The sequence below is a fragment of the Actinoplanes nipponensis genome, assembly GCF_016862275.1.
In the GTDB taxonomy this organism is placed as follows: Bacteria; Actinomycetota; Actinomycetes; order Mycobacteriales; family Micromonosporaceae; genus Actinoplanes; species Actinoplanes nipponensis.
In genome coordinates, this window is the sequence record NZ_BOMQ01000092.1 from 83,658 (window position 1) to 96,204 (window position 12,547).

At 74.6% G+C, this 12,547-nt stretch carries 9 protein-coding genes; 6 read left to right on the forward strand and 3 right to left on the reverse strand.

Going from position 1 to position 12,547, the window contains the following annotated elements; all coding sequences use genetic code 11:
• Positions 1–227: 227 nt before the first annotated feature.
• Positions 228–785, forward strand: coding sequence for a hypothetical protein (locus Ani05nite_RS37570; protein ID WP_203776464.1), 558 nt, complete (start codon positions 228–230; stop codon positions 783–785).
• 66 nt (positions 786–851) lie between these two features.
• On the opposite strand, the gene rph is transcribed toward Ani05nite_RS37570, so the two are convergent.
• Positions 852–3,365 (reverse strand): rifamycin-inactivating phosphotransferase, encoded by a 2,514-nt coding sequence (gene rph, locus Ani05nite_RS37575; protein WP_203776465.1) that lies wholly within the window; start codon positions 3,363–3,365, stop codon positions 852–854.
• 484 nt (positions 3,366–3,849) lie between these two features.
• Between rph and paaI the strand changes: the two genes are divergently transcribed.
• Positions 3,850–4,272: a hydroxyphenylacetyl-CoA thioesterase PaaI gene (gene paaI, locus Ani05nite_RS37580; protein WP_239131036.1), complete on the forward strand. Its 423-nt coding sequence runs from the start codon at positions 3,850–3,852 to the stop codon at positions 4,270–4,272.
• Positions 4,273–4,278: 6 nt separating this feature from the next.
• A complete protein-coding gene (locus Ani05nite_RS37585; RefSeq protein ID WP_203776466.1) occupies positions 4,279–6,792 on the forward strand; it encodes an AfsR/SARP family transcriptional regulator in 2,514 nt (837 codons plus the stop codon).
• On the opposite strand, the gene Ani05nite_RS37590 is transcribed toward Ani05nite_RS37585, so the two are convergent.
• Together Ani05nite_RS37590 and Ani05nite_RS37595 are read right to left on the reverse strand one after the other, a co-directional pair.
• Positions 6,773–7,996 carry an ATP-grasp domain-containing protein gene (locus Ani05nite_RS37590; RefSeq protein WP_203776467.1) on the reverse strand — a complete coding sequence of 408 codons (1,224 nt, stop codon included), beginning with the start codon at positions 7,994–7,996 and terminating at the stop codon, positions 6,773–6,775. The genes Ani05nite_RS37585 and Ani05nite_RS37590 overlap by 20 nt on opposite strands.
• Positions 7,996–9,252 (reverse strand): ATP-grasp domain-containing protein, encoded by a 1,257-nt coding sequence (locus Ani05nite_RS37595; RefSeq protein ID WP_239131038.1) that lies wholly within the window; start codon positions 9,250–9,252, stop codon positions 7,996–7,998. Before Ani05nite_RS37595 ends, Ani05nite_RS37590 begins: the two co-directional genes overlap by 1 nt.
• Before the next feature lie 117 nt (positions 9,253–9,369).
• On the opposite strand from Ani05nite_RS37595, the gene Ani05nite_RS37600 reads away from it, so the two are divergent.
• From Ani05nite_RS37600 to Ani05nite_RS37610, 3 genes are all read left to right on the forward strand, one after another.
• Positions 9,370–10,347: an ATP-grasp domain-containing protein gene (locus tag Ani05nite_RS37600; protein ID WP_203776469.1), complete on the forward strand. Its 978-nt coding sequence runs from the start codon at positions 9,370–9,372 to the stop codon at positions 10,345–10,347.
• A complete protein-coding gene (locus Ani05nite_RS37605) occupies positions 10,344–11,567 on the forward strand; it encodes an AMP-binding protein (RefSeq protein WP_203776471.1) in 1,224 nt (407 codons plus the stop codon). Before Ani05nite_RS37600 ends, Ani05nite_RS37605 begins: the two co-directional genes overlap by 4 nt.
• The coding region (locus Ani05nite_RS37610; protein WP_203776473.1) for an MFS transporter at positions 11,564–12,547 on the forward strand (984 nt) is incomplete at its 3' end. The genes Ani05nite_RS37605 and Ani05nite_RS37610, both read left to right, overlap by 4 nt.

The window sequence follows — 12,547 nt, forward strand, 5'->3', positions numbered from 1 at the left end:
GGCTCCCCCACCGAGCCGCCGCGGCACAGTGCCGTCATCGCACTTCACACTCGTTGGTGGACGATGACGCGCGCCCGATGGTGCCTGCGCCGGCACCGCATTCCGAAGCATTCTTTCGCCATTGATTCCTGCTATCTGAATCCTTTTCTCGGCGTTTTCCGGGTGCGGCAGACAGCGGCGGGCAGATACTGCACGACGACGAAGTTCGTCAATGGAAGGAGCGGAACATGCGCATCGGAATCATCGCCCGGCTCGCCGTGGCCGGCGCCGTCGCCCTGGCGACGGTCCCGGCCGTGGGCAGCCCGGCCGCGGCGGCGCCGGCGCCGAGGGCGACCGCCGGCACCATGACGTCGGCCGTGGACGGCACGTTCGGCAACGGCGGCACCGTGACCGGCACCTTCACCCCTCAGCGGTTCGCCGCCCGGAACGGCCGGGTCGTCGCCGTCGGCACGCTGCACAGCGTGCTGACCGACGCGGCCGGCTCGCCCGTCGGGGCCGCGGACACCCCGGTCACCCTGCCGGTGCAGCTGCCCGCGGGCGGCCTCGGCACCCTGGCCGCCTGTCCGATCCTGCACCTGGTGCTGGGCCCGCTGGACCTCAACCTGCTGGGGCTGACCGTGCACCTCAACACCGTCGTGCTCGACATCACGGCGAACTCCGGGCCGGGCAACCTGCTGGGCAACCTGCTGTGTGCGATCGCGGGCCTGCTCAACGGCGGCCTCAACGCGCCGGTGGCGCAGATCGTCGCGCTGCTGAACGCGATCCTGGCGCTGTTGACCGTGTGACGCCGCCCCGGACCGGCCGGTCCCTCACCCAGCCGGGGGACCGGCCGCCGCGAGCGCCGGCGCGCGTCAAGCCAGGATCTCGACGTACCCGTCGGTCCCGTGCACGCGGATCCGCTGGCCGTCCCGGATCAGCCGGGTCGCCTGCGCCACCCCCACGACGGCCGGCAGGCCGTACTCCCGGGCGATCACCGCGCCGTGGGTCATCAGGCCGCCCACCTCCGTCACCAGGCCCGCGATGCCGACGAACACGGGCGACCAGCTCGGATCCGTGTAGGCCGTGACCAGGATGTCGCCCGCCGCCAGGTCGGCCCGCGCCATGTCGAGGACGACGCGGGCCCGGCCCTCGACGGTCCCGGTGGAGACGGCCAGGCCGGCCAAGGCGCCCGCCGGCACGTCGTCGCGCCGGTACGCCCCGTCGATGCCCTCGCCCTCCGAGGTGAGCACCCGCGGCGGGGTCAGCGCGTGGTACGACCGGAACGCCTCGCGCCGCTGCCGGATGAGCCGATCGTCCACCCGGTTGGTGCGCACGGCCTCGTGGAGCTCCGGGAAGGTGAGGTAGAAGGCGTCCTCCCGGTCGGCCAGCACGCCGGCCCGCACGAGGCTGTCGGCCTCGCGCAGCAGGGCCTGCTTGTAGAGGAACGTGCGGCTGACGATGTCGTACTTCGGGTACTCCCGGTAGCCGATGAAGGTCCGGACCCGGTCGATCATCCGCTTGGTCTCGGCGGCCCTGCTCTCCCCCTCCGGCAGGGCCCGCAGGCGGGACAGCACCTCGTGCTCCTTCTCGCGCGCCGCCTGTCGCCCCTGCTCGAAACGGCGCGCGGCGGCGCCCGGCGCGAAGTTCCGGACGTGGTCGAGGATCACCGGCACCAGCGTGCCGGGGCGCTCACGCCACCGCGGCCGGGTGATGTCGATCTCGCCGACGCAGCGCATGCCGTACCGCTCGAGGTAGGTCTCGATGGCCCCGCGCGCCTCGGCCCCGCCCGGCAGCCTCGCCAGGTCGTCCAGGAAGTCGTCGTCCCGGACGTCCCGCAGGAACGCCACCACCGCCGGCCGGGCCCGGATCACGTCGGCGACGTCGAGCAGGGCCAGGCCCATCTCGGAGGTGACGTTGCCGGGGGCGGACAGCGTCAGCGTGTCGGCCGCGTTCTTCTCGCCCAGCCACTCCCGCAGCTTGTCGTTGAGCCACCAGGTGGCCTCCATGCCCGCCATGATCGCCGGAAAGTTCAGCGGGTCGCGGAGCACGCGCTTGTGCTCCTCGAAGGCCTCCAGCAGGAAGTCGAACAGCGCGGGCCCGCTGCGGGCGCGGAGCCCGCGCTCCAGGGCGGCGACGGAGGCCCGGCTGCGCTCGATCAGCTCGGTGACGATGGCCGGGTCGGTCTCGATCGGGGCGGGCGCGGCGCCGGCCGGCGGCCCGGGCGGAGCGGCGTCCGGCAGCGGCGGGAGGAAGCCGGCGCGGCCGATGACGGTTTCCAGCGCGTCCCGGACCAGCGGGTCGGACCGTCCCGACAGTTCCAGCAGACCGGCGCGGCCGGCCGGCGTGGCCAGGGCCCGGGTGACGTCGACGAACAGCCGGCCGCCGGCCTCGTGCATCGCCACCATGGCCGTCAGCTGCCACATGGAGATCCCGAGGGGCTTCATGGGGTCGGTCATCATCTGCTGGTGACCGACCGAGACGTAGACGTGGTTCTCCCGGTCGCCGGCCTCGGGCACGGGGAACAGCGTGGTGATCGGCCGGCTCTGCACGATCCGGAACCCGTCGCCGGCCAGGCACCATTCGATGTCCTGCGGGCGGCCGAAGTGCGCCTCGATCCGCCGGCCGAGCCGCACGAGCGACACGACCTGCGCGTCCGTGAGCGCCGGCCGCCCCGCGGCGGCGATGGTCCGGGCAACGACCCGGTCGTCGCGCACCGTGAAGACGTCCGGGTTGACCAGGCCGGAGACCAGGGCCTCGCCGAGGCCGAAGCCGGCGTCCACAGTGGCGACCCTCCGGTTGCCCGTGACGGGGTCCGCCGTGAACAGGACCCCCGACGCCTCCGGGAAGACCATTCGCTGCACGACCACGGCCATCGCGACCGTACGGTGGTCGATGCCGTTCCGCCGGCGGTAGAGCACGGCCCGCTCGGTGAACAGCGAGGCCCAGCACCGGCTGACGTGCCGCAGGACGGCCGCCGGCCCGACGACGTTCAGGTAGGTGTCCTGCTGGCCGGCGAAGGACGCGGTCGGGAGGTCCTCGGCGGTCGCGCTGGACCGGACGGCGTAGGCGGCCTCCGCCCCGAGCCGGGCGTGCGCCCGGGTGACGGCCGCAGCGAGATCGCGGGGAATGGCGGTCTCCTCGATGGCCCGGCGGATCTCCGCGCTGAGCGTGCGGATCGCCTCCCGGTCCGCCGGGTCCACCACCGCCAGCCGGTCGACCCGGTCGCCGATCGCGGGCGCCTCGGCGAGGATCCGCCGGAACGCCGCCGTGGTCACGCAGAAGCCGGCGGGCACGTCGACGCCGTCGATCCGCATCAGTCCGCCCAGGTGCGCGCCCTTGCCCCCGGCGACCGCGGTTCGCGTCTCGTCGACGCTTCGCAGATCCATCACGTACCGCTCCGTCGACACCCGCACGCCGCGCCCCGTCTCCGCAGTTGGTGACCCCGGCCGCCGATTCTGCGCCCGGACCGGGGTCTTGCCGCAAGCCCACCGCCGCGTTGTACGGTGATGGTGGCAGAGGCCCGCCTTCGTCGGCTCCGGCCGCGGTGACGACCCACCCGCGGTGACGGCCCCCAGTGCTTCGTGCCGATCACTCTCACGCCACCCGCGCCGACCTCGCGCCGACCGGGGCCGCACCATGCCCGCGCACCCTGCCGGATCCCTACCATAACGGGAGGTTAGGCGCGAAGTAACACGACACGGTGAATATGACTAATGCGTCATAGCCTCGCCGACGCCTCCAAACGGAGCCGACAAAACCTCCGAACCAGACAGTGACCATGAGGACCGGTTCCTCACCAGGCGTCAGACGCTGTGACCACACGGTTAGATTCGCTTCGATCTCACCGGCACGAGCGGGGGCGCACACACGATGGACACGATCCAGTCGGCACGATCCATGCACCAGCGGGACCTCACCTGTCAGACCCTGGGCATCCACCTCGACGACCTCGGGCCCGGCCGGGCCCGGATGCGGATGCGGGTCGCCGCGACCATGACCAACGGGCACGGGACCGTCCACGGCGGATACCTGTTCCTTTTGGCCGACGCGGCATTCGCCTACGCCTGCAACAGCCACGGGCCGGCCGCGGTGGCCCAGGGCGCGCAGGTGACGTTCCTGCGCCCGGCCGCGGTGGACGACGAGCTGGTCGCCGAGGCGGTCGAACGGGCCCGCGCCGGGCGCACCGGCGTCTACGACGTGACCGTACGCCGGGCGGCCGGTGAGGTCGTCGCCGAGTTCCGCGGGCAGAGCATGATGCTCAGCGGACGCCCAGCCGTCGCGCCAGGGCACTGACCGGCGATGGCGCTGGAACTGGCACTGCTCGGGCCGGTGGAGGCCCGTACGGACGGGGCCCGCGTACCGCTCGCCCCGCTGGAGCGCAGCGTGCTCGCCCTGCTGGCGCTGGCCGAGGGCACGGTGCTGTCGACCGAGCGGCTCATCGACAACCTCTGGGCCTTCCAGCCCCCGCTCGCGCCGCGGGCGCGCGTGCAGGGCCTGGTCTCGTCGCTGCGGCGCAAGATCGGCGGCGCGCTGGTCACCCGCGACCCGGGCTACTTCCTGGCGCTGCCGGCCGCCGCCTGCGACCTGCAGCGGTGCGAGGAGCTGGCCCGGCAGGCGAGCGGGGCCCGGCCGGGCGACGCCGCCGAGAAGCTGCGGCAGGCGCTGGCCCTGTGGCACGGCGAGCCGCTGGGCGGGGTGGCCGCGCCCGGCGTGGAGCCCGACCGGGCCCGGCTGGCCGAGCTGCGGGTGTCGCTCCTGGAGGCCTGCTTCGAGGCGGAGCTGACCCTGGGGCGGCACGCCGAGCTGGTGCGGGAGATGGTCGTGGCGGTGGCCGAGAACCCGTTGCGGGAACGGCTCACCGGGCAGCTGATGACCGCGCTGTACCGGTCCAACCGGCGGGCGGAGGCGCTGCTGGCGTACCAGACGTTGCGCGACCGGCTCGCCGAGGAGCTGGGCAGCGACCCGTGCGCGGACCTGCGGGAGCTGCACGCCGCCATCCTGCGCGGCGAGACCCCGGCGCGGCGGCGCGAGCCGGCCGGGGCGGTCCCGGCGCCGGCGCCGGAGCCGCGGCCGGCGCAGATGCCGGCCGGCGTCGGGCACTTCGCCGGCCGCGAGCCCGATCTGGCCGCGCTGACCGCGGCGCTGCCGCAGCCCGGCGCGGACCCCCGGATCGTGCTGGTCTCCGGGGCCGGCGGGCTGGGCAAGACGGCGCTGGCGGTGCGCTGGGCGCACACCGTGGCGGACCGGTTCCCGGACGGGCAGATCTTCCTGGACCTGCACGGTTCGGCCAAGGACGCGGCGCTGTCGCCGGACGCGGCCGTGCGGGCCGCGCTGCTGGCGGTCGGCGTGCCGCCCGGCCGCCTGCCGGCCGGGTTCGAGGAGCGGGCCGCCCTGTTCCGGACCCGGCTGTACCACCAGCGGGTGCTGCTGGTCGCCGACGACGCCGGCTGTGTGGGCCAGCTGCTGCCGCTGGTCCCGCCCACCGCGAGCAGCCTGCTCGTGGCGACCAGCCGCAGCCGGCTCACCGCGCTGGCCGCCCACCACGAGGTGCGGACGGTCGGCCTGCGCCCGCTCGCCGGCGACCGGGCCCGCGACCTGCTGTGCGGGATCGTCGGCGCGGAGCGGCTGGCCGGACCCGGCGGCGCCGAGGTGGTGGAGTTGTGCGGTGGCTGGCCCCTCACGCTGCGCCAGGCCGGCGCCACGCTGGCCGCCCGGTCCACCCAGTCGCTCGGTTCGTTCGCCGACGAGCTGCGGGAGCACGCCGACACCCTCTCGGTGGCCGACGACCCCCGCACGGTCCGGGCCGCGCTGGCGCAGGCCCGCGCCGGTCTCGACCCGGCCGCCGGCCGGCTGTTCGACCAGCTCGGCGCGCTGCCGGTGGGCTCGGTCCGGCTCGACCTGGCGGCCGCGGTCGCCGGGATCTCGGCGCCCCGGACCCGGCGGCTGCTGGACGAGTTGATCTCGGCCAACCTGGTGGTGGAGAACGGCCCGGACCGGTACGGCTGGTACGACCTGGTCCGCCGGTACGCCCGCCGGTGCGGGGCCGCGCTCAGCGACCGCGACGTCGCCGAGGAGCGGGCGATCCGCTGGTACCTGTCCACCTTCGAGCGGCTGGCGGCCCGGCCGGCGCCCGAACCCGCCGCCGGCGCCGACGCCGCCGACCTGCCGGCGGTGGCGCGCTGGGTGGCCCAGCGCCGCGACCCCCGGCTCACCTGGGACTTCGTCAGCAAGGCGTACGCGGTCACCCCGGCGGTGGGCGCCGAGGCGTGCGAGGCGGCCCTGGCCGCGGCCACGACCCTGGGCGACGGCCGGGCCATCGCGGCGGCCCACGCCCAGCTCGGCGCGGTGCTGGTGGCCGACCCGGCGCGGGCCGAGGACGCGAGCCGGCACCTGAGCCGGGCGCTGCGGCTGCTCGACCCCGACCAGGCGGACCACGTCCGGATCGCCACGTTCGGGCTGGGCACCCTGCTGGCCCGGCAGGGGCGGCCGGCCGAGGCCGGCACGTTGCTGGAGCGGACGCTGGACCTGCTCGACCCGGGGCGGGAGCCGCTGGCCGCCACGGTCGCCCTGTTCGCCCACGCCGACCTGCTGGTGCGGGCCGGGTCGGCCGGCCGCGGCCAGGAACGGTTCGCCCAGGCGCTGATCATGTGCGAGGCGGCGACCGGGAGCCGGTTCAGCCGGGCCCGGCTGGTGCTCAACGCCCAGGTGGGCGCGCGGTTCCTGGCCTACCTGGGCGAGGCGCTGCAGGCCCCGCGGGTGAGCGGCTCGGACCGGCAGCTGGCGACGCGGCTGTTCACAGGGGTTCGGCGCTGACCCGGAAGTCCCGGGCGGTGGCCGCGATCGCGGCGGCCACCTCCGCCGAGCTCCGCCCGCGGAAGCGGAACCGGCCGCCGACGTGCTCGTAGTACGCGTCGGCGGCCGGCAGGATCGCGCCGGCGCCCAGCACGGCCTCGGCGTACGGGCCCGGGTCGCGGCCCAGCATCGAACCGGCCCGGGCGATCCGGCAGGGACGCCGGGCCGGGGCGGGCGCGAGCAGCCAGCCGCCGACCTCGCCGCCCGGTTGCCCGAGCGCGGCCGGCCAGGGCCGCGGCGGCTGCCCCAGGGCGAGCCGGAAGGCCGCCTCCATCAGGTCGTAGCCGTGCACCTCGCGCCACAGGAACGGGATCTCCGCGCCGCCCGCACGGGCGCCCACCTCCAGGAACGCGCACTCGCCGGTCGACCGGTCCAGGAACAGCTCCAGGTGGAACACGGTGGGCCGGTCGGACAGGGCGGCCAGGGCCCGGGCGGCGTACCCGCCGGCCGCGCGGACGAGGCCGGGATCGTCCTCCTCCACCGAGCCCAGCGGGGTCCCGCCGCGGAACCCCAGGCAGGTGTTCAGGTACCGCGACACCCGGTACGGCCCGAGCGCCGCGCCGTCGAAGTAGCCGTCCACGTGGTGGATCGGGCGCGGGTCGAACGACTGGGCCAGCAGCCCGGACCCGGCGGTGACATCGAGCCGGCGCAGGTCGCCGGGACCGTCCAGCCGCACCACGCCGGCGCTGGAGCTGCCCGTGCGCGGCTTGACGATCACCGGCCAGCCGTACCGGTCGCCGAAGGCCCGCACCGTCGCCGCCTCCCGCACGGTGGTGAACGGCGGCACCGCCAGGCCCGCGGCGGCCACCCGGCCGCTCATCGTCACCTTGTCCCGGTACGGGCGCAGCTCCCCCGGCGTCCAGCCGGGGCAGCCCCACTCCTGCCGCAGCTCCGCGGCGACCAGCAGGTCGTCCTCCTTGAGCGCGATGATCGCCGCCGGCGGCCCGAACTCGTGGGCCAGCTGCTTGACCCGGTCGGCCACGGCCGGCCGGTCGTCGGTCGCGTCCACCAGCAGCACGGCGGCGGCGTCGGGCGGGACGGCCGAGGCCCCGACCGCGGTGGCCACGTAGGTGACGGCGTGGGTGCGGTGGTCGAGGTAGCGGGCGTACTCGGCGTACCGGGCCCGCCAGCGGTGGATGACCACGACGTGCGGCCGGGCCGGCATCAGGCGTCCTCGGCCAGCTCGTAGAACGCCGGGCCGTCCAGGTAGCGGAACGTCCCGAAGTCACGGTCGACGACCTCCTCAACCGGATGCATCAGGTTGACGATCAGCGGGGTGCTCAGGTCGTCGACCGTGCGCCGCAGCCGGCCGCCGGGCGCCACCACCGGGCGGATGTCGTACAGGCTCTCCAGGGCCTCGATCACCCCCATCATCGGGTACGACCGGAGCGGCGCCTCCACCGTGGACACCGCCCAGGCGCTCACCACGTGCCGGCTGATCGAGTAGTCGGCGCCCGCGCGGGCAGCGAACCGCTCCGGGCGCACGTAGGCGTCGACGATCCACTCGAGCTGGCCCTCGCCCAGCGCGGGCTGGCAGAAGCCGGGCAGGTCCAGGCCGGCCATCCGGGCGCCCACCTCGACCAGGCAGGGCCCGCCCGGGGTCAGCTTGATCTCCAGGTGGGCGGCGCCGTAGCGGATGCCGAGCGCGTCCAGGACGGCCAACGCGTACGGCACCAGTTCCTCCTGGACCGCGCCGCGCCGCGGCAGCAGGCGCACCCCGCAGGTCAGGTCGACGATGCCGTTCGCGGTGAGCTTCTCGTACTTCCAGATGTCGGTGACGTGGTGCCGGCCGTCGCAGCTCACCGTGTCCACCACGTACTCGCCGCCCATCAGGTACTCCTGGGCGACGACGGCCTCGTTGCGGCGGGAGAAGATGTTCTCGCTGCCGAGGATCTTGCGGTACGCGGCGACCGACTCCCGGGGCGTGGCGCAGAAGTGCACCCCGTCGCCGGCCGCGCTGCGGATCGGCTTGACCACGATCCGCCCGCCCTGCTCCTCGTGCCAGGCGGCCAGCTGCTCCGCGTCCTCGACGAGCAGCTGGCCGGTGGCCCGCAGGCCGGCGGCGCGCACCGTCTCGATCTGCACGTACTTGTCGCGGCGGGCGACGCTCAGCGCGGTGCCGTTGCCGGGCAGGCCCAGCTCGGCGCCCAGCCGGTCGGCGAACTCCACGCCGATCTCGCCGCCGGCCACCACGGCGACCGGGTCGTGCCCGCGGACCGCCGCGAGCGTGGCGTCCAGGTCGCCGGTGTGCACGATGTTCGCCGCGTACGGGGACAGGTCGAACGCGCCCTGGTACACCAGCGGCGGATCCGGGGTGCTCTGCACCCGGACCACCTGGTAGCCGGCCTGGTGGAACACCGGGGCGAGGCGCCGGGTCGGGGCGTACGCATCGACCATCACGACGGTTCGGGAAGCGCTCATCGCCCCACCGTGGGCGCGGCCGCTGCGGATCCGCTACAGATCCGCTGCACGCCCGGTGGCCGGCGGGCGTGGCGGATCCGCAGCGGATCCGCAGCGCCGCTCGCCAGGCTTCGGCCCATGTTGCAGCGCATGTGCTGGATCTTCCCGGACCGAGAGTCGACCCGGACCGCGGCGCAGTGGAACCGCGCGTTCTGGCAGACCTACCAGGAGGTGGCCGCGGAACTGGGCCTGAGCTGGGAGCGGACCTCGCCCGAGGCGGTGACCGTGGACGCCCTGGATCCCCGCGACCCGCGGGTGTACGTCGACGGGGTCCAGGTCACCCCGCGGGACACCCTGTTCGTCACCTCCCCCTACACGCTGCCGTACCAGGCCGCGGACGCCTTCAACCAGTTCACCCTCTACGCCGTGCTGGAGCAGGCCGGCTTCTACCTGCCGCACCCGGCCTGGCTGGCCGCGCTCGGCAACGACAAGCTGGCCACCCTGCTGTTCCTCAAGGACTCGCCGATCCCGCCGGTGCCGACCGTGCGCATCGGCTCCGGGCGCGACCTGCTGTACGACGAGTTCCTGCCCGCGGTCGAGAAGCTGCCGTACCCGGCGATCGTCAAGCCGGCCGGCTGGGCCGCCTCGCGCGGCATCAACATGGCCCACGACGACCACGACGTGCGGGGGCTGCTCAGCCTGGCCCAGGGCGGCGACACCACGCTGGTGTTCCAGCCGTACCTGGGGCGGGCCACCACCGACTACCGGATCCACATGGTCGACGGCAAGCCGCACACCACGCTGGTCCGCATTCCCGGCGACGGCGCCCGCTACCCGCAGTACAGCACCGGGGCGCGGCTGCACTACGCGCCGCTGCCGGACGAGCTGGCCGCGGCGGTCGACTACTTCGCCAGGAGGCTGCCGATGCCGTACTTCTGCGTGGACTTCCTGCACGACGGCGAGCGGTTCTGGCTGTCCGAAGTGGAGCCGGACGGCGCCATCATGTGCCCCGATCCGCACGATCCCGCGGTGGTCGCCCAGAACCGGGCGATCGTCCGGGACCGGTTCCTGGCCTACCGGGACGGGCACGCGCGACTGCACGGGGGTGCGTTGTGACCACGGAATTCTTCTCGGCCGCCCCGCTGGCGGTGGCCACCGTCGCCGACACCCTGGCCAAGCTGCGCTCGGTGCCGGCCCTGGCCGACCGGTACGCCGACATCGTCGCCCTGGACAGCCTCGAGGACCTGGTGCACGTGCCGGTGATGCGCAAGGACGACCTCAACGTGGCCCTGGAGCACCTCAAGCCCAAGGCCCAGCACGGCGCCACCTGGACGTTCCAGAGCGGCGGCAGCACCGGCTCGCCCAAGCTCGGGTACGCGCCCACCGGCCTCTACATGGCCGAGGTGTACGAGCAGTGGAAGCCGCTGGGCCCGGACGACCTGTTCGTCAACGCCTGGGGCGCCGGCAAGCTGTGGGGCGCGCACTACCTGATGGGCGCGTACGCCGACCTGACCGGCTGCACCGGCATCGGGCTGGGCGCGATCAACCGCGGCGAGTACGACGCCTGGCTGGAGTTCTTCGCCGACCGCGGGGTCACCTCGATCGGCGGTACGCCCAGCGTGCTGCGCCCGATCATCGGCCGGGCCCGCGAGCTCGGGCTCAAGCTGCCGGACCTGCGCTCCGTGCTGTGGCTCGGCGAGGCCTGGAACCCCGGCCTGGACGAGGACCTGCCGGCGGTCGCGCCCCGGGCGCGCCGCTGGGGCCTGTTCGGCAGCACCGAGACGTGGGTCGCCGGCACGAACACGCCGCAGTGCGCGGACGACACCTGGCACCCGCTGCCGTCGCAGCTCGTGCACATCGGCGCCGACCAGCTCATCGACTTCACGTCGCTCAAGCCGCACGGGCTCAACCCGGTGCTGCGCTACCAGACCGGCGACGCCGGCGAGTGGGTCACCTGCACCTGCGGGGTGCCCGGCCGGGCGCTGCGGGTGCTGGGCCGCCGCGACGGCGAGGTGAAGTTCCGCGGGCTGCTGCTCAACGCGGACGCCCTGCTGCGCGAGGTCGCCGGCGTGCCCGGCGTGTCGCAGAGCCAGCTGGTGCTGACCGAGTACCCGGCCCGGGGCAGCACCTGCGAGGTGCTGGTGGTGCCGGCCCGCGACGCGGCCGACGGGCTGGCCGCGCGGGTCCGCGACCGCATCCTCGGTTCCGCCTTCGGCGGCCCGAGCAGCGCCTTCCACCGCGACCCCGAGGCCCTCGAGGTCCGCGTCACCGACGCGCTGATCCACAACGAGCGCACCGGCAAGGTGTCCCCGCTGGTGCAGCGGCGGGCGACATGAGCTCGCCGGCCGCCGCGCCGGTCCGCGAGGACGCCCCGCGCGGGCTCGGGCGCGCCTTCAACCTGCTGTGGCTGGGGCAGAGCGTCAGCAACGTCGGCGACCGGATCAACGTGTTCGTGGTGCCGACCGTGATGATCCTGCTGCTGCACGCCTCGGCCTTCCAGGTGGGTCTGGTCGGGATGGCGCAGTACCTGGCCATCCCGGTGCTCAGCCTGGCCGCGGGCGTGCTGGTGGACCGCTGGGACCTGCGCCGCACGCTGATCTGGTGCGACCTGGTCCGGGTGCTGGCCATCGCCACCATCCCGGTCGCGTACTGGCTGGACGTGCTGTCCGTGCCGCTGATCTTCGTCGTGGTGGCGCTGGCCAACGCGGCCTCGGTGTTCTTCAACATCGGCTACACCGCCACCATCTCGGCGATCGTGCCGATCGGCGGCCGGGTCCGGGCGTACTCGCACCTGGAGGGTAGTCGCAGCGCCGCCGAGGTGGTCGGGCCGGCGGTGGCCGGCGTGCTGTACCGGCTGCTCGGGGTGGCCTCGCTGCTGGTCGACGCGGCCACCTTCCTGTTCTCGGCGGCCACCGTGCGGGCGATGCGGCCGTACGGCGCGCGCTCGCCGCAGCGGGAGCCGATGTGGACCAGGCTGGTCGCCGGGGTGCGGCTGAACTGGAACGACCCGGTCCTGCGCGGCACCGTGCTGGGCACCACGCTGCTCAACATGGGCGGCCCGATCTTCGTGACCGTGCTGCCGATCCTGGCCTACCGGGGTCTGCACCTGTCCGTGCCCACGCTGGGCACGGTGATGTCGGTGGCCGCGGTCGCCGCCGTCGCCGGGGCGCTGCTGGCCCAGCGGGTCAGCGGGCTGGTCGGCGCCGACCGGCTGATGCCCTGGTCGGTGTTCCTGCACTGCCTGGCCGGCCTGGGCATCCTGGCCGCGCCCGCGCTGCCGCCGGCGCTCGTGCTGGGTGTCACGCTCAGCTGCTAC